This window comes from Cerasibacillus quisquiliarum (assembly GCF_014202495.1).
Lineage (GTDB): Bacteria > Bacillota > Bacilli > Bacillales > Amphibacillaceae > Cerasibacillus > Cerasibacillus quisquiliarum.
Genome location: NZ_JACHHA010000008.1, coordinates 47,548 through 67,442 on the forward strand (window position 1 = coordinate 47,548; position 19,895 = coordinate 67,442).

The 19,895-nt window shown below is 35.8% G+C and carries 18 protein-coding genes; 15 read left to right on the forward strand and 3 right to left on the reverse strand.

Annotation, left to right across the window (positions count from 1 at the left end; all coding sequences use genetic code 11):
* Nucleotides 1-248 precede the first annotated feature (248 nt).
* The 9 genes from HNQ35_RS09705 (at nucleotide 249) to HNQ35_RS09745 (ending at nucleotide 9,997) form a co-directional block, all read left to right on the forward strand.
* Nucleotides 249-1,622, forward strand: a complete 1,374-nt coding sequence (locus HNQ35_RS09705) for a sensor histidine kinase (protein WP_146937869.1) — start codon at nucleotides 249-251, stop codon at nucleotides 1,620-1,622.
* Between the two features lies 1 nt (nucleotide 1,623).
* Nucleotides 1,624-2,298: a response regulator transcription factor gene (locus HNQ35_RS09710; RefSeq protein ID WP_146937871.1), complete on the forward strand. Its 675-nt coding sequence runs from the start codon at nucleotides 1,624-1,626 to the stop codon at nucleotides 2,296-2,298.
* A gap of 58 nt (nucleotides 2,299-2,356) precedes the next feature.
* Nucleotides 2,357-2,602 (forward strand): SHOCT domain-containing protein, encoded by a 246-nt coding sequence (locus tag HNQ35_RS09715; RefSeq protein WP_146937873.1) that lies wholly within the window; start codon nucleotides 2,357-2,359, stop codon nucleotides 2,600-2,602.
* 146 nt (nucleotides 2,603-2,748) lie between these two features.
* A complete protein-coding gene (locus tag HNQ35_RS09720) occupies nucleotides 2,749-4,200 on the forward strand; it encodes a multicopper oxidase family protein (protein WP_146937875.1) in 1,452 nt (483 codons plus the stop codon).
* A 382-nt stretch (nucleotides 4,201-4,582) separates the two neighbouring features.
* A complete protein-coding gene (locus HNQ35_RS09725; protein WP_146937877.1) occupies nucleotides 4,583-5,167 on the forward strand; it encodes a tetratricopeptide repeat protein in 585 nt (194 codons plus the stop codon).
* 432 nt (nucleotides 5,168-5,599) lie between these two features.
* On the forward strand, nucleotides 5,600-6,799 hold the full coding sequence (locus HNQ35_RS14450) for a DUF58 domain-containing protein (RefSeq protein ID WP_170226671.1): 1,200 nt from the start codon (nucleotides 5,600-5,602) through the stop codon (nucleotides 6,797-6,799).
* A gap of 18 nt (nucleotides 6,800-6,817) precedes the next feature.
* Nucleotides 6,818-7,972 (forward strand): hypothetical protein, encoded by a 1,155-nt coding sequence (locus HNQ35_RS09735; protein WP_146937882.1) that lies wholly within the window; start codon nucleotides 6,818-6,820, stop codon nucleotides 7,970-7,972.
* Nucleotides 7,973-7,976: 4 nt separating this feature from the next.
* Nucleotides 7,977-8,915, forward strand: coding sequence for an AAA family ATPase (locus HNQ35_RS09740; RefSeq protein ID WP_146937885.1), 939 nt, complete (start codon nucleotides 7,977-7,979; stop codon nucleotides 8,913-8,915).
* 50 nt (nucleotides 8,916-8,965) lie between these two features.
* Entirely contained in the window at nucleotides 8,966-9,997 is a 1,032-nt protein-coding gene (locus HNQ35_RS09745) for a S66 family peptidase (protein ID WP_146937887.1), read from the forward strand.
* Nucleotides 9,998-10,038: 41 nt separating this feature from the next.
* On the opposite strand, the gene HNQ35_RS09750 is transcribed toward HNQ35_RS09745, so the two are convergent.
* Both HNQ35_RS09750 and HNQ35_RS09755 read right to left on the reverse strand, forming a co-directional pair.
* A complete protein-coding gene (locus tag HNQ35_RS09750) occupies nucleotides 10,039-10,287 on the reverse strand; it encodes a hypothetical protein (RefSeq protein ID WP_146937889.1) in 249 nt (82 codons plus the stop codon).
* 65 nt (nucleotides 10,288-10,352) lie between these two features.
* A complete protein-coding gene (locus HNQ35_RS09755; RefSeq protein ID WP_146937891.1) occupies nucleotides 10,353-11,099 on the reverse strand; it encodes a DUF3784 domain-containing protein in 747 nt (248 codons plus the stop codon).
* A gap of 301 nt (nucleotides 11,100-11,400) precedes the next feature.
* Between HNQ35_RS09755 and HNQ35_RS09760 the strand changes: the two genes are divergently transcribed.
* From HNQ35_RS09760 to HNQ35_RS09770, 3 genes are read left to right on the forward strand one after another with little or no spacing between them, the layout of a single operon-like run.
* Nucleotides 11,401-12,633: a M20 metallopeptidase family protein gene (locus HNQ35_RS09760; protein ID WP_146937893.1), complete on the forward strand. Its 1,233-nt coding sequence runs from the start codon at nucleotides 11,401-11,403 to the stop codon at nucleotides 12,631-12,633.
* The gene (locus HNQ35_RS09765; RefSeq protein WP_246118081.1) at nucleotides 12,602-13,906 is read left to right on the forward strand and encodes an amidohydrolase; all 1,305 of its coding nucleotides are present in this window, start codon (nucleotides 12,602-12,604) and stop codon (nucleotides 13,904-13,906) included. Before HNQ35_RS09760 ends, HNQ35_RS09765 begins: the two co-directional genes overlap by 32 nt.
* A complete protein-coding gene (locus tag HNQ35_RS09770) occupies nucleotides 13,903-15,432 on the forward strand; it encodes an AbgT family transporter (protein WP_146937895.1) in 1,530 nt (509 codons plus the stop codon). The genes HNQ35_RS09765 and HNQ35_RS09770 overlap by 4 nt, the downstream gene beginning before the upstream one ends.
* Before the next feature lie 51 nt (nucleotides 15,433-15,483).
* On the opposite strand, the gene HNQ35_RS09775 is transcribed toward HNQ35_RS09770, so the two are convergent.
* Nucleotides 15,484-16,794, reverse strand: coding sequence for a hypothetical protein (locus HNQ35_RS09775; RefSeq protein WP_146937897.1), 1,311 nt, complete (start codon nucleotides 16,792-16,794; stop codon nucleotides 15,484-15,486).
* Between the two features lie 207 nt (nucleotides 16,795-17,001).
* On the opposite strand from HNQ35_RS09775, the gene HNQ35_RS14520 reads away from it, so the two are divergent.
* From HNQ35_RS14520 to HNQ35_RS09790, 3 genes are all read left to right on the forward strand, one after another.
* Nucleotides 17,002-17,256 (forward strand): hypothetical protein, encoded by a 255-nt coding sequence (locus HNQ35_RS14520; protein WP_375790473.1) that lies wholly within the window; start codon nucleotides 17,002-17,004, stop codon nucleotides 17,254-17,256.
* Between the two features lie 126 nt (nucleotides 17,257-17,382).
* On the forward strand, nucleotides 17,383-19,173 hold the full coding sequence (locus tag HNQ35_RS09785; RefSeq protein ID WP_146937904.1) for a MotA/TolQ/ExbB proton channel family protein: 1,791 nt from the start codon (nucleotides 17,383-17,385) through the stop codon (nucleotides 19,171-19,173).
* Complete coding sequence (locus HNQ35_RS09790; protein WP_146937906.1) at nucleotides 19,163-19,855, forward strand: OmpA family protein; 693 nt, start codon at nucleotides 19,163-19,165, stop codon at nucleotides 19,853-19,855. The genes HNQ35_RS09785 and HNQ35_RS09790 overlap by 11 nt, the downstream gene beginning before the upstream one ends.
* Nucleotides 19,856-19,895: the final 40 nt, after the last annotated feature.

Below are 19,895 nucleotides of genomic sequence, written 5' to 3' on the forward strand. Positions count from 1 at the left end.
AATAAATTTCAAGCAAATCATGGTTCTTGAAGTTATTATAGTCTAATGATTTAAATTTGTATATTTGCTCGCTAAAACTTTCTGCACACATTCTGGACAAATCTTATTTATACTTGACTTAGGAACTTAAAATACTAAGTATTAAATAGAGGTATCTTATCTTATTTGTATGTTTTATCACGTATGAGAGAATTTAATAACCATTAAATGACATGATAAAATGAAGTCATACTTAAAGAGGAATGAAGATGTTTAATAAAATCTCCTTTAAAATCGGTTTTCTGTTTTTTGTGTTTATATTAATTATAGAAGCGTTTATCTTTTTTACCCTCTATACTAATCTTGCCAATGAGCGAGTGGAAGAGGTAATGGAAAGTTTATTGGCTCGTGGTAATACACATCGCGATGTATTGGAAGATTATTATGACCACTCCACTATAAAGCATGTTGGAATTATGGAGTCGGCTTCTGAATTTATCGTGATAGTTACAAATGAACAAGAAGACGTATTGATTTCTTCGGATCCTGTTGAGGAAGAAATGCTTTCTCTTATAGAAAAAACGAAGAACATACCACCAGAAGGGAAAATCGTTGAAGCGCGTTGGATGGAACAAAAATATATCGCTACGAGTAGCCCAATAATGATTAATGGTGAAGATAGAGGATTTGTCTATATGTTTGCTCCAACAGATTTTATAAAAAAGACGATTCATCAATTAAGTGAACAATTTACAATTATAAGTGTTATTACAGTAGGACTAACAGTTATCACCATTGTTATTTTATCACGGTTTATTACTCAACCTTTAATCAGAATGAAAGAAGCAACAGAACAGCTAAGTAAAGGCAGTCATCATGTCTCTCTTCACACGAACAGAAATGATGAGCTTGGTGATTTAGCCAACTCGATTACTAAATTATCGAATGAATTAGAGAGAATGAAGTCCGAGCGTAATGAGTTTTTAGGAAGTATTTCTCATGAATTACGAACACCTGTTACGTATATTAAAGGATATGCGGAAATAATGAATCGCCCCCAATTATCGAGAGAAGATATCGTATCTTTCAGTAAGATTATTCAGGAAGAGGCTGAAAAGTTAGCAGAGTTGATTAGAAATTTATTTGAATTAGCTAAGATGGATCAGCATAATTTTGTCATTGTGCGAGAAAATGTCAAGATTTGTGACGTGTTATATTCTGTAGAAAAGCGAATTCGACCGGTTCTATCTGAAAAAAATATCCATCTTACGGTTAACTGTCCAGACGGTTTAGAAGCTTATGTTGATCCGAATAGGTTGCAACAAGTTTTGCTAAATATTTTAGATAATGCTAGAAAATATTCTTCTAAGGGAAGTCAGATTATTATAGATGCATTAGAAACGGATGACTATATGACAATTGCCATCCAAGATGAGGGAGAAGGAATTCCTAAAGATGATCTTCCCTATGTATTTGAACGCTTGTATCGTGTGGAGAAATCTCGCTCTAGACATAGTGGTGGTTCTGGACTTGGCTTACCAATTGCTAAAGAAATTGTTATGTCACATGGCGGAAAGATGACAATTGATAGTGAATTAGGAGTAGGGACAACCGTAACGATTATATTACCTAAGGGTGAGTGACATGGCGAAAGTATTACTCGTTGATGATGAACAGCGCATGTTAGATTTATTAACTTTATATTTGAAGCCACATCAATTTTCGTGTAAAAAAGCACTCGGAGGACAAGAAGCTTTAAACTATTTAGAGCATGAGCATTTCGATATTGTTTTACTAGATATTATGATGCCAGATATGAATGGATGGGAGCTTTGTCAAGAAATTAGATCTACTTCAGACATCCCGATTATTATGGTGACAGCTCGAGAGCAACAAGAAGATATAGTAAAAGGTTTGCGCTTAGGTGCGGATGACTATATAACGAAACCTTTTCATGAAGAAGAATTAGTTGCGCGAATCAATGCTTTATTAAGACGAGTTCAACCAGCATCAGAAATTGATATAAATGGGCTACGTTTTAGAGAAGACGCATACGAGTTATTGTATCGGGGACAATTCATTAAATTAACGCCGATTGAATTTAAAATGATTGGCCATTTTATGAAACGACCGAATCGCGTATTTACACGGGAACATTTAATTGAGTTCATCTGGGGATTCGATTCGGATACAGAAGGGCGAACTGTAGACTCACATGTGCGAAATATGCGAGAGAAAATTCGCCAATCAGGGTTTCCAATTGACGATCATTTAAAAACAGTTTGGGGTATTGGTTACAAATGGGTAGATTCAACATAAAGTACCCTTTGTAAATGAATGTGATTAAAAATCATCTAAGAAAAAAGGAGGAGTTAAAATGTTTCATCATAACGGACAAGGGATGATGAGTTATGGTTGGTTCGGAACTTTTTGGGTGATTATTTTTATTTTGTTAATCATTGCACTCGTGTATTTGATTGTCAAAGTGATACAGAATAATAAACATGAAAATGGAAAAAGTGTACCAAATGATGCCTTAAACATTTTAAAAGAACGGTATGCTAAAGGCGAAATAACAGACGAAGAATATAAACATAAAAAAAGAATGTTAAAAGAGGATTAATTTTATTAAGAGCGAGCGTATCTCAAATGATAGGGATACGCTCGTTTTTTCTTGTTCATCATCTGTTCAGGATTTCTGCACAATTTCTCGACGAATCTTTTATAAAATTAGATTATGACATGATTAAAGATAAAGAGGGATAGAAAATGAAGAGAGAAATGAATCTAATCATTCTAATCATAATTGTACTCGTACTGATGGTGGGAGCATTCTACTTTTATAATGATGATAAAAACAAAACCAGTCAAGATGCTCCCATTCGTGGACTAGCAAAGGAAAACAATAGCTCAACCATTACGACTTTACCTATTCCTGAGATTTTAGAAGACCAAAATCCTGATGAAAAGATTGCGGAATATGATTTAATAGCTCAAAAGTCTACAAGTGTTTTTGTGAATGACGTAGAGACAGAAACATATGGCTATAATGGCAATTACTTAGGACCAGTCATAAAAGCGAAAAAAGGTGAAGAAATAACAGTCAACATAAAAAATGCTTTAGGTGACGAAGAAACGACGGTACATTGGCATGGATTAGAAGTTCCTGGAGATGTAGACGGTGGACCACATCAAGTTATTCAGCCAAATGAATCGTTACAGACAACGTTTACGATTAATCAACCTGCCGCAACATTGTGGTATCACCCACATCCACTTCATAAAACAGGTAAACAAGTTTATAAAGGATTGGCTGGGTTACTCCTTATAGAAGATGAGGTCTCAGATAAACTTCCTATTCCAAAAGATTATGGAAGAAATGATTTTCCGTTAGTTATTCAAGACCGTCAATTAAATCAAAATGGGAAGTTAATCTATGATTTAGATATGATGGATGTTATGCACGGAAAACACGGAGATACCCCTCTTGTGAATGGAGCGAACGATGCGTTATTAGAAGTACCAAAAGGTAAAGTACGTTTACGTTTATTAAATGGTTCTAATGCCCGGACAAATCGACTTCATTTAAAAGATGAATTACCATTTTGGCAAATTGGATCGGATGGTGGCTTTTTAGAAAAACCAGTGAAACTACAAGAACTGGTACTTGGTGCATCGGAAAGAGCAGAAGTGATTGTTGATTTTTCTTCGTATAAAGAAGGAGAACGCATTGAATTATTTGATCAAAATGTCAGGTTGATGACGTTTGTAGTTGGAGAGGAACTGGATAAAGAAACAGAGATACCAGAGCAATTAACAACTATTAAAACGATTAAGCCAGAGGAAGCTACAAAGAGTCGTGAATTCGTCCTTCAAGGAATGGGGCATATGGTTAACATTAATGGAAAGCAAATGGATATACATCGGATTGATGAAGAAGTGAACTTAGATGAAACAGAAATATGGGAAGTATCTAATCCGAACGGAAGAATGGCGATGGAGCACCCTTTCCATGTTCATGGTGTTCAATTTCAGATACTTGAAAGGAATGGAGAAGAGCCACCAGAAAATGAACGTGGTTGGAAAGATACTGTCTTATTAATGCCAGGGGAAAATGTAAAATTGATAGCCACGTTTAAACATAAAGGCACATTCATGTACCATTGCCATATTTTAGAACATGAAGATGCAGGAATGATGGGGCAATTTCAAGTCGATTGAGGTATCGTTCGAATAGCGTACGTGGAACAATCCTCGACTAGGATGTGTTATCGTTCGCTTAGGGTGTGATATTGCTCGATTAGAATCCAAGAAATGAACAAGAAACAGTCCCCCATCTACTTTAAACAGGAACTGAGGGATAGGTGCTCACCCCTCTTGATGGAGTATGCCTATCGATGACCGCTACTATTAGCGGTCATTTTATTATAGTCTTTATCAGATTGAAGGATAACATGATAGTGATTCTATTTTTAAATATTGTAATTTATAAGAATTCATTGTACCCTATGTTTAAGAAATCGATATAAACAATGATTAAAATGCTCAAACATAAAGCACAGATGACATCACATATTCAATTATATTTAAAAGGAGACTGATAATGAATTTTTCTGACATACCATTTAATATGAAATTTCACTTTGATGACGATTTAAGAGAAGTTCCAATCTCAAAAGGAGACATGATTAAAGGTATCAATTTTATAAAAGAATCATTGTCTTATGTTCAGACTGAAGGAGAAAAGGCTAAGTTATACGGTCTAATAGGCGTCTATTCAAGAATTGTCCAGCAACTAGATGAAAGTAAAAGGTATTTGGACTTAGCTGTGAAAATAAATGAGAGCCACCAGAATGATAGAGCTCGATTTGTTAATGAATTACGTTTGGCACATACACATCAATGGATGAAAAATTTCACAGTATCCAATAAAATATTTAACAGACTAGTCAATCAAGCTTTGGAAAATGATAATTACAAAACAACGTATTTAGACTTTGTTTATCAGCATGCTGGAAAAAACTTCTTCGATCAAGGGAAATATCATTCAGCATTAACATATTTTGAAGAGGCATTGGAAATTAGAATGCGGAAAGATAATCAAGAGCTTATTGATTCGACGACATATGCTATTCGAGTATGTGAGAAGAGAATGGTGTGTGATGGAAGCTCAGTGAATCATGGTTAGCTCGTATTTGTAAGGTGAGTATTCTTTTGACTATACATCGGTTCGGTAGATTTGAGCTTCAATGCGTTGTCTCGAATTGTTTTTTCATGATGAGAGGCTGTATTGGAGCTTCAATGCGTTGCCTCGTTATGATTTTCAACCGCGAGAGGCTGCATTGAGACTTCAATGCGTTGTCTCGTTATGATTTTCAACCGCGAGAGGCAGCATTGAGGCTCCAATGCGGTGTCTCGTTATGATTTTCAACCACGAGAGGCCGTATTGACTCTTCAATGCATTGTCTCATTGCTTTTTCCACAAGTGAGGGGTCACATTGACGCTTCATTGTGATGTGCTGGCCACCCCAACTATATTAAAACTTATTGCACTATTTCTTAATAATGATAAAATCTATTAAAGTGTTAATTTTACATCTTGAGAATAGGGGGAATGTGCGTGTTATGGAAAAAAGACCAAGAATCATACGATCATAATCGGTTTATTGATTATTTTCTAATGAGCTTAATTGTTTTAATAGTTAGTGCTGTTATTTTCAGGCAGAGGATGCTTTTTGTAGCAATCGGTTTTATGGTGACATATTTAATATTGTATTATTTATATGAAAAAACATTGACTAGGAAAATAAAGCTGAAAGATCGACCGACATCGATTCGCCTTTTTCCAGAAGAAAAAATGAAGCTCTCTTTTGAAATAGAGAACCAGTCATTCTTTCCTATTTTTAATGGTAAGTTAACATTGCAAATTGCATCTCCTGTTCAAGCCTATACATATATTTTGGATGTGGAAGAGTATTGGAAAGAACCTGTTCATATTTATGGTTCTATCTCGCCACGAAGTCAAATGAGAATTAAACTGCCGCTTCTTGCAAAAAAGCGCGGTGTTGCAAAAGTGAATCATATCCAGTATTCATTACCACATCTATTTAACTATCGATTAATGACATTGCGATATGGAAAAAGATATGAAACGGAAATCATTGTCTATCCAGAGCTACTTCCAGTAAGTGGTATTCAGATTTTAAATCAGATGACTCCGGGGATGAGTCGTTATCAGACATCGCCATTTGAAGATATACAAGAACCGGTAACAATCAGAGATTATCAGCAACGAGATCCATTTCATCGGATAAACTGGAAAGCCTCGGCAAAGTCATTGACATTACAAACAAATGTCTATGAGCGAGTGATTAATCGTTCATTTTTATTTTTAGTGAATGTCGAGTCTCCACCGAATCATTATGTTGATATTGAACATGTTTTATCTTATACGGCTTATTTAAGTGAATATGCGACCAAACAAAACATTCCATATGAGATTTATTTGAATGCTTTTAAGGTAGGTGAAATACCTTTTATTCATTTGCCAATGAGTGAAGGGAAGGTACACTTTCGGAATACATTAGAAATGTTAGCTAGACTGAAACGAATGCCTGTCACATACTCATTTGAACAGATAGTGCAGCATGTCCTACGATATAACCAAAGTTTTCACACAGTTGTGATAATTGGACTCGTCTCTGAAGAAACACGGACTGATTTGAGCCGAATAGGTATAAGGGTGTTTCACATTCATGAAGCGGATGATGGAGCATACTTAAAACCATTGGTTACAAGTGAAGTAGTGAAACATGCCTAAAAGGTGGGGGGTGTGAACATGCAAAATAAATCTATCAAATACGGATCGCATCTATTAAGTGAAGTAACAGTCATCTTTTTATTAACGCTCCCGATTGCCAATTCTCTGTCACATGGAATCTATTTTTTACTCTTTTTAGCTATTTGGGTATTTTTCATTATTCTCGGTCGCTGGGTTGGAGACACGCATACTTATTTTTTTCTTGGGTTCGTTCCAGTACTTATTTTTCATTTTATGGGATTTCCACTATTACACACTTTTATTCTTGCGCTGATTTTGACGTGGCGCTTTGCAATGATACGCCGTGAAACGCTCGAATATCCTGAAATCATTTATCTAGGTTTAACCGTTATTTTAATGATTTTTAATATGATACAGAAGCATGATCCAACACTTATTATATATTTATTTATTCAGTTTTTTGTCGTTTCAATTGGTTCGGCATTGAGTTATATGACAAATATGAAATCAACGAAGCATTATGTTCGCTATTTATTATCTTATATAGTTTTTTTAACAAGTGGTTCAATCGTTATTTTAATTATATTTATCGGGTTAAAGAAAATCTGGGATGTTGTCTTCCCATACCTAGCGATGGCGCTTGGGCATATCGTTGGTCAACTATCGTTTTTGGATTCATTTTTCAAAGATGTTGAGATGCCTGAATCAAAAGAAGACCCCGTTGCTTTTGAACCAGAAGAGGATGTCACTGACCTGCCTTCGACATTTGACGCACTTGCTCCAGGATTAATCCTTAACCTGATCATTATCGGATTATTGATTTTATTTGTGCTATGGCTCGTACTTAAAAAGCGAAGAGGTCCAGAAAGTAAAATTCGCCAAGTTAATCAACCACATATAGTGAAACCGTTAAAACAGAAAGAAGAGAAAAATGTATCTCGCTTATTTAACTTTTCGAGAAGAAAACCTGTACATCCTGTTAGAAAAGCTATGTATGATTTAGAACGGAAAGCTCTTAAGCATGGCCAAGGTCGCCTGCCGTTCGAAACTGTCGATGAGTGGTTTGGACGATTAGAAATCGATTTACCTAGTGACATTTATCAGATGATTCGCTATGGAGAAATCAATGTAGATAGAAAGAAAATAGCTCTATTTCTAAAGCAACTTAAAGAAGCTGAACGAAAAATAATAGCTAATGACTCAGGAAGGTGATTATATGGAAAAAATATTAAAAGCAAAACAAGCATTACAACAAGTCATCTATGGGAAAGAAACTGAAATTGATTTATTATTTATCGCCATTATTGCTGGTGGGCATATTTTACTTGAAAGTGCACCAGGAACAGGGAAGACAAAATTGGCGAAGAGTTTTGCTAAGGTGATGCATGGTGATTTTAACCGAGTTCAATTCACACCTGACGTATTACCAAGTGATGTCACGGGTATTCGTTATTTTAACCCAAAATATGAGACGTTTGAATTAAGAGAAGGACCAGTTGTAACGAATGTATTACTGGCTGACGAGATTAACCGGGCGACACCAAAAACTCAGTCGAGTTTATTAGAGGTGATGGAAGAATATCAGGTGACGATTGATGGAGAAACGGTTACCGTGCCACAGCCTTTTATCGTCCTTGCGACACAAAACCCAGTTGAGAGCAATTATGGGACGTTCCCACTTCCAGAAGCACAGCTAGACCGTTTTCTGTTCAAAATCAATCTCGGTTATCCGACGCGAGAAGAAGAGAAGGAAATTTTACAAAATTATCGTCTCCAAGATCCATATAATGAATTAGAAGTTATTTTAGAGCCGGAAGACATTTTAGAGTTACGACACCAAGCAAAAGAAGTCGTTATGACGGATATTGTGACAGATTATTTATTAGATATAGTCCATGAAACACGAACACATTCGGAAATTGAACTTGGAATTAGTCCGCGTGGGGTTTTAGCGTTGATGCGGGCGGCACAAGCGAAAGCATTGGTGGAAGAACGTGAGTATATTACCCCACAAGATATAAAAACTTTAGCGTCTTATGTCTTTCCACATCGTCTCATTTTAACGATGGAAGGAGCGATTAAGAAGACAGCAGATGATATTGTACGACAGATTTTAAATCAAATTCCTGTTCCAGTAGAAAATGTAATGAATTAGTTCAAATGAATAGTTTAATGAAATAATCGGATGAAAGGAAGAGATAGTTGATGTTCATTAAACCGAAAAAGCTAGAGCGTGGCGATCTTGTTGCAACTGTAAGCCCATCTTGGGGTGGAGCAGGAGAGCCAGAACTGAGATGGCGTTATGAGCAAGGGGTTAAACGTTTGCAAGATGTGTTTGGATTAAAAGTTGTGGCAATGCCAAATAGTTTAAAAGGGGAAGACTATCTTTATCAACACCCAGAAGCACGAGCTGAAGATTTAATGCAAGCTTTTAAAGATGATAATATTAAAGCGATTATTGCCAATATTGGCGGTAACGAAAGCATTCGTTTACTACCGTATATTGATTTTGATGTCATTCGAAGAAACCCAAAAATATTTATGGGTTACTCAGATGTGACAATTACCCACTTATTTTGTCTAAAAGCAGGTATATCATCCTTTTATGGTCCAGCTGTTTTAACTGATTTTGCAGAAAATGTGGAGATGGATCCATATACGATTGAGATGGTTGAGCGCTTCTTGTTTTCAAGTGATGTGGTAGGTGAAATTGTACCAGCTAAACAGTGGACGAGTGAATATTTAGAGTGGGATATTAAGAATAAAGATACACGTCGGACGATGCAGCCGAATCGAGATTATGAATTGCTCCAAGGGGAAGGTGTCGTTCAAGGACATTTAATGGGGGGATGTATTGAGGTGCTTGAATTTGCCAAAGGAACAGCTATCTGGCCCAATCAAGAGATGTGGGACGGAAGCATCTTATTTTTTGAAACATCAGAAGAAAAGCCAAATCCAAAAAACATTACTTATTGGCTTCGTAACTATGCGGCACAAGGCATTTTAGAACGAGCAAAGGGAATGATTTTTGCGAAACCACAAGATGAGGCTTTTTATGAAGAATATAAAGATGCGATTTTAACAGTTATGCGAGAGTATGATTTAGATATGCCAATTTTATATAACTTAAATTTTGGGCACACAGAGCCTAAGTTTATTTTACCTTATGGGGCAAAAGCGGAAATTGATTGTGAGCGAGTCTCCTTTTCGATTATTGATCAAGCTGTCACTTCATAAAAAAAGAAGCAGACGCCTTATTGGTAGGTGTTTGCTTCTTTTTATTTTGATTTAAGACTCTTTTGTGCTTCAAACCATTCTCGTAACAGATAGAGTAAACCGAGAAGAAGCAGGAGCAAGAAGACGATCACATGTTGGATCATATCAAAAATAAACAGCCCTGTAAGAATGATCATATAAATCATTGGTACGATAAATGCAGCAAATGGATTCGGATGTTTTGATAAAAAATATTGAATCGCTAACATGGCTGCGATAGTAAATACGATGAAATAGTTACGCTCCCCCAATGTATCACCTCAAAATGTGGAAATTTGCCTTAGATGTTTGTAGTTAGCATTCGTAGGAGTCGTTGTTAGCTAGTCGATTTTTTAGCTTGAATAAGTAAGTCGTGGAGCTCTCTCGTTTCATTCGCATCTTTTCTAGCAATCATCACATAATCATCCTTTATTTGGATATATAAAACTGGTTTAGTACGTTTCTGAATAAATAATGTACCTGTGCCATATGGTTCCACAAGTTGGAAACGTCCCTTTAAAAGATTCGTCGTTGCAAAACCATTCGTTTTCATGATGACTTCAGGGAGTTCATCAAGTAGAGCCATATGCTCGATGTCGTCGATATCCAATTCTAGCCCATACATACCAGTAATCTCAAATATATTTTGATTAACTTTAATTTCATTATCAATATAACCAACAACGAAAATAGCAATGATAAAGCCAAGCGTGACAATGCTAATGATAGCAGTCGTCCAAATCGCTTTTTTTCTTTTATGTGGTACTTCATAACGTTGTACCCATATCATTCCACCTAGTAACACAATAAGAAATATACCGATACCAATTTCAAAACCATAAGGAACCGGCAATAAGCCAACGATAAACGTGAGAGCAAAGATCCAAAACGAAATGGTCAGCGCTTTAGCCATTGCATCTAAATAACCATTCTCCTGTAAATAGATTTTTTCTTCTTCAGAACGCTTATTAAAGCCACTGATTAAAAAATACTCTTTCTTCTTTGCAATTAGATATGTTAGTCCACCGAAAATAAGCAGTGTCCAACCCATTGTGATGATATAAATGATTGTACCTGTATCCATAAGAGTCACCACCAAAATAGATTCTATTATTACATACGATTGATTTTCACTTTAGTTTCAAAATCGCTCGATCTCATGGAAAAATCGAGCGGCGACAGGTTGAAATCGAGCGGTGGCAGGTTGAAATCGCATAGCCTTTAATAAGCATATTAAAGTATATTCATAACAAACCTTCCGCTATAGTAAAACAAATTATGAAATTTTCAAAAAAAGGGTGTACAAATGAATTGGATTTATGTATATTATCTATTAACGGAATATATATGGACATTTCCCTAATTAGAGAAGGAGGTGTATTAACATGGTTAAAAAACTAGTTAAGCGATATTTAGCAGAAGTTGAGGAAGATATCATATCCATCCGGAGACACTTACATCGATATCCTGAATTAAGCCATCAAGAATATAAAACATCTAAGCTCGTTCAAGAAAAATTAGCTGCATCTCACATCCAATTTAAAGCAGGGTATGGGAATACTGGCGTATTAGGTATGATTCAAGGTGAAAAGCCAGGTAAGACAGTTGCTTTACGGGCAGATATGGATGCGCTTCCAATTCAAGAGAAAAATGATATCCCCTATAAATCAACTAAACCGGGAGTTATGCACGCCTGTGGCCATGATGCACACACAGCGATGCTCTTAGGTGCGGCGGAAATATTAAATCGCATGAGAGCGCATATAGAAGGAAAAGTATTACTTGTTTTTCAACCCGCCGAAGAGGATGCACCAATTGGGGGAGCTCAGCTGATGCTTAATGACGGTGTCTTCGAGAAACATCAACCAGATGTTATATACGGCATGCATGTGTGGCCTGATTTGCCTGTTGGAACAATAGGTATTAGGAAAAGAGAAATGATGGGAGCAAGTGATCGTTTTAAGATTACTATTCAAGGCCGTGGCGGTCATGCGAGTATGCCACATCAAACGAATGATGCCATTGTAACAGCTGGCTATCTTATAACAGCTATGCAATCAATTGTTAGCCGCTCAATCAATCCGTTAAAACAATCAGTTGTTACAATTGGAAAAATTAATGGTGGCTATCAGGCAAACGTCATTGCAGAAAAAGTAACACTGTCAGGAACAGTGAGAACATATGATCAGGAAATTAAACATAAGATTAAACAACGTTTATCAAAGATATGTAATAAAACGGCGGCAATGTTTGAATCGACAATTGATATGACATATATTGATGGTTATGAAGCAACAATTAATACACCAAGATGGGCATCGCTCGTTAGGCAAACGGCTATTGATTTATTTGGAAATAATGCAACACCAGAAGTAGAGCCAGCTTTAACAGCGGAAGATTTTAGTCGCTACCTTAAGCATTATCAAGGTGCATTTATTTGGTTAGGCACAAGAGTGGATCATCCAAATGAACAAAAAGCATTGCATAACCCAGAATTTAAATTGAATGAAAAAGCATTGCCATTAGGTAGTGAGCTTTTAGTTCATCTAGTATTAAACACATTAAAAAAACTAAATGGTGAAGTAAATGAATCGCATGCAATTTATCAAATCCATTGAACAACAAATGATTCAGTGGCGTCGTCAATTTCATAAAAATCCAGAGTTAGGTTTTATGGAATATAGAACGACAGCATATATTTATAGACATTTAAAAAAACTACAATTCAAGACATTTATTGGGCAGGAAGTTATGTCTGATAGCGCTCGATATGGCTTGCCAGCAAAAGCCACATTAAGACACTATGAGAAAACAGTACTTAAACAGGGTGAAATTGAAAGCGCTATCTTTTGTGAAATAAAAGATGGATTTACAGGTGTTATTGGACAAATAAAAAGTAAACACTCTGGCCCACATAGCGCATTTAGATTCGATATCGATGCATTACCTATTACGGAAACGACGGAAAAGTCACATCATCCGTATAAAAACAACTATACATCTACAAATAAAGGTGTCATGCATGCTTGTGGACATGATGGACACATCGCAATCGGTTTAGCTTTAGCAACATATATCTCTAAAAGGATTAATCAATTGACAGGTACATTTACTCTTATATTTCAACCAGCTGAAGAAGGCGGAAGAGGTGCACATGCCATTGTAGAGAATGGCTGGCTCGATGGGGTCGACTATTTTTATTCGGGACATATTGGCTTAAATGATTTAGATGTTGGTACGGTAGCTTTAGCTGCTAATGGATTTTTAGCATCAACGAAAATAGATGTTTTATTTAAAGGCGAAGCTTCACATGCAGGTATTTCACCAGAAAAAGGTAAAAATAGTTTACTAGCAGCAGCAAATGCTGTTATGAATCTTTATGCAATTTCTAGACATAGTGAAGGTATTTCAAGGATTAATGTAGGTAAAATGATAGGGGGAACAGGGCGTAATGTGATTGCGCCATCTAGTAAATTAGAAATTGAAACACGTGGGGAAACTGAAAGAATCAACCGTTATTTAACAGAGCGAGCATTAGCTATTTTAGAAGGTTCAGCGAAAATGTATGATGTTTCATTAAAAAAAGAAGTTGTCGGTCAAACAAATGTCGTGAATTGTCATCCAGAATTAATCGAAAAGTTATTTAATCATATTCAAACAGATGATTATATTAAAAACGTGCTTAAAATAACTGATGTTTCTGGTTCTGAAGATGTTAGTTTTATGATGAATCGTGTTCACAATCATGGTGGAAAAGCGACATATATGATTTTTGGAGCAAATATAAAACATGGACACCATCATCCATCATTCGATTTTAATGAACGCGTGTTAACAATTGCTTTAGACGTTTACATCCAAGCTTTAGGAATTTTTAATAAAAGGAGATGAAAGTTTTGGCGACGGAAAAGCAAAAAAACAGTGGACGTTTTGCTTGGTTTTTAAATGGAATTGAGAAAGTCGGAAATAAATTACCTGATCCATTTATATTATTCTTTTATTTAGCGCTTATCATTATTGTTCTATCATGGTTTATCTCACTATTTAATGTATCGTTTATCCAACCGGGAGAGGAAGAAGTTTTATACATTAAAAGTTTAATTTCTGTAGAAGGATTAGAATTTATTTTAACTTCGATGCTTGATAATTTCGTCGGTTTTAAACCTCTTGGACTTGTCCTTGCAATGATGATAGGAATTGGTTTGGCGGATAAAGTAGGATTACTAGAAACAGCAATAAAAAGTACGATTATTAAAGCACCAAAGTCATTGATTACGTATGCAGTCATTTTCACAGGGATTATGGGAAACATCGCGTCAGATGCGGCATTCGTTATTGTTCCCCCTTTAGCCGCTATCGTCTTTTACAATGTTGGTCGCCATCCATTAGCTGGTCTTGCAGCAGGATTTGCCGGCGTTGGTTCAGGGTTTACAGCAAATTTAATGATTACGGGAACTGATGCACTGTTGTCGGGAATATCAACGGAAGTTATGGAGTCACTCGGTTCTGATATTGTCGTAACACCAGTTGATAACTGGTATTTTATGATTGCATCTGTTTTCATCTTATCAATTGTAGGTGCATTTGTAACTGACAAGATTGTTGAGCCGCGATTAGGAACATATAAAGGAGAAGCAGGTCGCGTATTTGAAAAAGTGACACCATTGGAATTGAAGGCGCTTAAGCGAGCGACATTTGTAGGTATCATTTATATAGCTTTCTTAATAATCGTTATCAGTATACCGAATTCACCATTACGCAATGAAGATGGGGGATTAGTGCCTTCGCTCTTCTTAGATGGGATTATTCCGTTCATTATTTTCTTTTTCTTAGCTGTTGCGATTACTTATGGTATGACGACAAAGAAAATTGAAAGTTCTCGTTCAATTGGTGAAATGATTGGTGAAGCAATGAAAGATATGTCAGGATTTATCGTCTTAATTTTTACAGCAGCACAGTTTATTGCATATTTTAGCTGGACGAATATCGGGACATGGATAGCTGTATCAGGGGCAAATGCTTTAGAATCAATTGGATTAACTGGAATTACTGTTATCCTTGGTTTTGTATTATTTACAGCGATTTTAAATTTATTTATTTTTAGTGGCTCAGCTCAGTGGGCTTTAGAAGCGCCTATTTTTGTAAAATTATTTTATTTTCTTGATTATCACCCTGCATTTGTTCAGGTTGCATATAGAATTGCGGACTCATCGACGAATGTTATTACGCCAATGAATCCTTATATCATGATTGTCTTATCATTTATGCGTGATTATGATAAAAAAGCAGGCATTGGGACATTGATGGCGTTAATGCTGCCATATAGCGTCTTTTTCTTACTAACATGGATTGTACTTCTTTTATTATTTGTTTTCCTAGGTATTCCATTTGGACCAGGTGTTACTGTTCATTTGTAATAAATAAAAGACGATTTGTTTAACATGGATTGAAGCAAATCGTCTTTTATTCTAAGAATCTTCAACTATGCCTATTTTAAAAAGTCGTCTCGGTCTTCCTCTCGAACCACTCATTTCCTCTCCAATAATTTTAGCTAATTTGTTTTTTTCTAGGTCATTTAATATCCGTCTTGCATTTCTTTGTGTCATATGAAGGTTTTTAGCTAAGTCATGAGCATTGATAAAACCTTTATTTAATTGTTGTTGAATGGCTAAACATTTACTAAAAGTACTTATACTAATTCCAGAAGTTGTTAATCTTTTCGTTAAAACTTTATCTTTAGTTAATGTTTGATATTCAATTTCTAATAGATTATCAATTGGTCCTTTAATTCGACCATCTTTAGCGGCAATCATAACGATATTTTCCCCATTGCTTTCTGAATGTTGTAAAGCGATATCTGCGTTTTGTTCAGCACTTAAGACTGTGTCTCCATATCCAATCCCAATATTCGCTGATAGATTTGTAATCGTATTGATTTGATGAATGAGATGATAAAGCGACTGAGAGTTTGTTTGATTTAATGTTCCTCTCGTTGTAAAGATTGTATATTTATGGTCACTCTGTTTAATCATAGAGCCAGCTATTTTTTCAGCGAAATCTAGCATTTTTTCTTGAATTTTTAAATTAAGGCGTTGTCGTGCGATTGAAGATAGATTAAGTGTCTGCTTTTTCCTATTGGTTAAAAGAGCGATATTAATGATCGCTATTTGTGCCGACTTTAATTGTAAAATATCTCCTTTTTGGATCGCTTGTTCTAAGGCATTTTTGATTGCTAATTTAGAAGGAACAATCCGAAAAGCAGGTATGCCATATTCAACTAATCTATTATAAACATCGCGAATTCCGGTTACACAAACATTAACTTTACCTTGATGGAAATGTTGTTTGTGAAAATCAAAGAGTTCCTTTTTAGGCCGATAGCCTGTGTATGGAAATAATTTAAGTTGCTGTGACGGTAATTTATGTTCTTCATAAAAATCGATTATTTCTTTAGAAGGAAGCGTATCAAAACTGATTTTATTTAATGGCAGATTTTTTTTATAACTCATTTCTAAAAGGACTTTAGCTAAGCTTGAACCATTTAGTTGTGGATAAACAGCATTTATATCAGGCTTTATTTCTTTCGCTACCGTATATGGGACTTGTCCTGAAAAAAACCAAATGGGAATATTTTGATGTTGATTGATGATGTCCTTTACTTCATGAAAATCTCTGTAAATGAATGTATGTATTTCGATTTGGTCTTTATATGGTTTCGCTACTGACAGTATATGTCGCACTGTATCATTAGGTCCCACAAGACCAATTGGTAGTTTCACTCATATCCCACCTTTTTAAAAGGATTGATTTATTAAAAATATTGAAGTCCAAATTTTATTAGAAATCATTTAATCTATGTTAATCATATGATGAAATTCGTTTTTCTTCAATGTTGTGAACAATGAAGGTGTTGTTATTTTAAACTTTAGTTTCAAAATCGAGCGGTGACAGGTCAAAATCGGGCGGTGGCAGGTCAAAATCGAGCGGTGACAGGTCAAAATCGAGCGGTGACAGGTCAAAATCGAGCGGTGGCAGGTCAAAATCGAGCGGTGGCAGGTCAAAATCGAGCGGTGGCGGGTCAAAATCGAGCGGTGACAGGTCGAAATCGGGCGGTGACAGGTCAAAATCGAGCGGTGGCGGGTCAAAATCGAGCGGTGGCAGGTCAAAATCGAGCGGTGGCAGGTCAAAATCGAGCACCGATGGGTCAAACACGAGCGCCTCAGCCCTTATACTCACGCTAGTCCATACTTCAGAACCACTCTACCACAGTTTAAGTGATATAAACCGATTTCTATACATGATTTGCCCAAGTCTAGAATAAGAATTAAAAAGGGCACTTGATTTATTCATGTATAGGAGGAATAGGAATGGTACGAGCAATACTCGAATTATTTGCGAGTAAGGAAAAAGTGGCAGCAATTCTAGTGCACCCCATTATTGAGTTCATTTTCATGACACTGTTTATCGCGTTTATCTTAACAGTGACAATCCATTTTGCTTTATTTTTGAAAATTAATAGAGTAAGGAAGCACATAAAAGAAACAAATCGTCTAGATATTGAACCACTACAGTCTTTTAAAGAACAATTCGATTTAAGACAAAAAGAAGAAGCATTGAACGTAGAGACATTTGTACAAGAGAAATTTTCGAGTTGGCAGATGTTTCGCATCCCAGTAATTGCTGTTATGAAGCTCATTCAAATGATGGTATCAGTGTTCATTTTACTCGGTGTGTTAGGAACATTTATCGGTTTAACGATTTCTTTAAGTGGTATGAATATAAGTGAAGATTTTCACGTTGAAAATATTGTCGGTGTGCTTTCAGGTATTGATGTCGCTTTTTACACAAGTATTGCTGGGATGACTTTTTCACTTTTTACGTCCATTCTTCGAAGAGTCTTAAATACAGAATATATGATGACAGATTTAATGCTTATGGTGGAGTCTCACTTTGAAGGTGACGAACAACATGGCATGAATCGTTTAATAGAAGTATCTGAAGCCATTCACCAATCCCTTCATGAAGTAGTTAAATCTTTTGTCGGATTTAGAGAATATACAACTGGATTACAGCAGTCTGCAAAAGATCTAGTGGCCTTTAATGACGGGCTTTCAAGTCATTTACAAGATTTTCAAACGTTGTTTCAACAGATGAAGGCCGTAACAAAAGGATTTGCGGACGGAACAACGGCATTAAATGATAATTTCTCGACTTTGTTCTCTTACTTTAAAAAAATTGACCATAGGAACGAACGGATGGTAAAGGTTGTCGAACAAACATATGAAAAAGCCGAAGAAACTTCAAATGCACAAATAAAAGCTCTAAAACATATGGAAAACACAGCGGAAAACTTAAGAGATTATGTCACATCATTAGTTGAGGAACAGAAAGAAATCCGTTCAGCATATGAACGCGTTGCTAGTGAACAACAACAAATGATGTCAGTCATTGAAGAGCATCGTGAAGAATTAAAGAAAATATTCGGTCACCATGTTAATGAAAAACTAAGTCATTTATCTCTTAACTTAAAAGATCTTCGTCAAGGTTTTGAAAAACTAGGAGACGGTGTCAGTCAATTGCCTAGTTACCTTAAAACAATGAATCAAACACAGAAGGAATCTAGTCATCTATTATCAGAAAGAATGCGTCAGTTAGCGGAATTTAATACGACGTTTAGTCAGTCTTTAGAAAAGCATGCGAATCAAGCAGTAACCTTTGAAAGGCATATGATGATGGCTTCAAATACATTTGAGCAATTTGGCCGAAAGAACGAACAGCTTATTCAAGAAATAAACGCAACTGTTTCGCAAATCAACCAATCATTCCAGCATCGAGAAAGAGATATGGATAAAAGTGTTGATATATTAAGAGAAGCTTTAGTAAAACAAATAACAGGTTTGGAACAAGAGCTAGAACATCGCCTACATGATGTTGTACGTCAGTTTGGTGATGCAATGACTAGAACGAGCGAAGGAATGAAACGAGAATTAGTAGATATTCGTCGGATGACGGAAGAGATACAACGGAACTATTTTGTCTCTATTCAAAAGCTATTACAACAGATTGGACATGAATTCCAGATATATAATAAAGAACTTCAATTAGCTCGTGAATCCAATGTAAATAGGCGTTTGGAGATGAATAGCCATGAATTCTAAATACCAACGCTTGTTTAAAGGAGAGCAGGAAGAAGGGCAGTTTTGGCCATCTTTTACTGATTTATTAACGACGATTCTACTCTGTTTTATGTTAATTTTTATCGTGATGATGGTTATAAAATCATTTCAAATTAAAGAAATGAAAAAAACATTAGACCAAATTATGGGCGTGCGTACACAAATTGTTCATGACTTGAAGGAGGCATTTACTGATTCAGAGTCTGGAATCGAAGTAGATGAAAAGACAGGAGCAATCATTTTTAATACGGAAATATTATTTGCTTATGATGAAGCGGAACTCCATCCGGATTCTTATGAACTATTAGATGACTTCATCCCACAGTATTTAGATGTATTATTTAACAATAATTATGAAGATTATATTGCTGAAGTGATTATCGAAGGTCATACAGATATGGATGGGTCGTACTTATATAATTTAGAACTTGCTCAGAAACGTGCGTATCGTGTTGCAGAACATATTCTTGGTAATCAGTTTCCAAATCGTAAACATCAAGCACAACTAGAAGAAAAATTGACGGTTAATAGTAAGTCATATGCAGACTCACGAACGGACAAAAAAGGAAAATATAGTGCTAAAGATTCACGAAGAGTGGAATTTAAATTTCGTTTAAAAGATGAAGAGATTTTAAATAAGACAAGAGAACTGTTAGGAAATTAAGCTCATGAGGATTTTGTATTTGACTATGTCAATCTTTTTT

What these genes read in the sequence shown, in the direction of transcription:
- HNQ35_RS09740 (WP_146937885.1), top strand. Translation starts at nt 7,977, where the DNA reads ATGGAAAAAATATTAAAAGCAAAACAAGCATTACAACAAGTCATCTAT.
- HNQ35_RS09715 (WP_146937873.1), top strand. Translation starts at nt 2,357, where the DNA reads ATGTTTCATCATAACGGACAAGGGATGATGAGTTATGGTTGGTTCGGA.
- HNQ35_RS09705 (WP_146937869.1), top strand. Translation starts at nt 249, where the DNA reads ATGTTTAATAAAATCTCCTTTAAAATCGGTTTTCTGTTTTTTGTGTTT.
- HNQ35_RS09745 (WP_146937887.1), top strand. Translation starts at nt 8,966, where the DNA reads ATGTTCATTAAACCGAAAAAGCTAGAGCGTGGCGATCTTGTTGCAACT.
- HNQ35_RS09725 (WP_146937877.1), top strand. Translation starts at nt 4,583, where the DNA reads ATGAATTTTTCTGACATACCATTTAATATGAAATTTCACTTTGATGAC.
- HNQ35_RS09785 (WP_146937904.1), top strand. Translation starts at nt 17,383, where the DNA reads ATGGTACGAGCAATACTCGAATTATTTGCGAGTAAGGAAAAAGTGGCA.
- HNQ35_RS09735 (WP_146937882.1), top strand. Translation starts at nt 6,818, where the DNA reads ATGCAAAATAAATCTATCAAATACGGATCGCATCTATTAAGTGAAGTA.
- HNQ35_RS09755 (WP_146937891.1), bottom strand. Translation starts at nt 11,099, where the DNA reads ATGGATACAGGTACAATCATTTATATCATCACAATGGGTTGGACACTG.
- HNQ35_RS09710 (WP_146937871.1), top strand. Translation starts at nt 1,624, where the DNA reads ATGGCGAAAGTATTACTCGTTGATGATGAACAGCGCATGTTAGATTTA.
- HNQ35_RS09790 (WP_146937906.1), top strand. Translation starts at nt 19,163, where the DNA reads ATGAATTCTAAATACCAACGCTTGTTTAAAGGAGAGCAGGAAGAAGGG.
- HNQ35_RS09720 (WP_146937875.1), top strand. Translation starts at nt 2,749, where the DNA reads ATGAAGAGAGAAATGAATCTAATCATTCTAATCATAATTGTACTCGTA.
- HNQ35_RS09770 (WP_146937895.1), top strand. Translation starts at nt 13,903, where the DNA reads ATGAAAGTTTTGGCGACGGAAAAGCAAAAAAACAGTGGACGTTTTGCT.
- HNQ35_RS09760 (WP_146937893.1), top strand. Translation starts at nt 11,401, where the DNA reads ATGGTTAAAAAACTAGTTAAGCGATATTTAGCAGAAGTTGAGGAAGAT.
- HNQ35_RS09765 (WP_246118081.1), top strand. Translation starts at nt 12,602, where the DNA reads ATGAATCGCATGCAATTTATCAAATCCATTGAACAACAAATGATTCAG.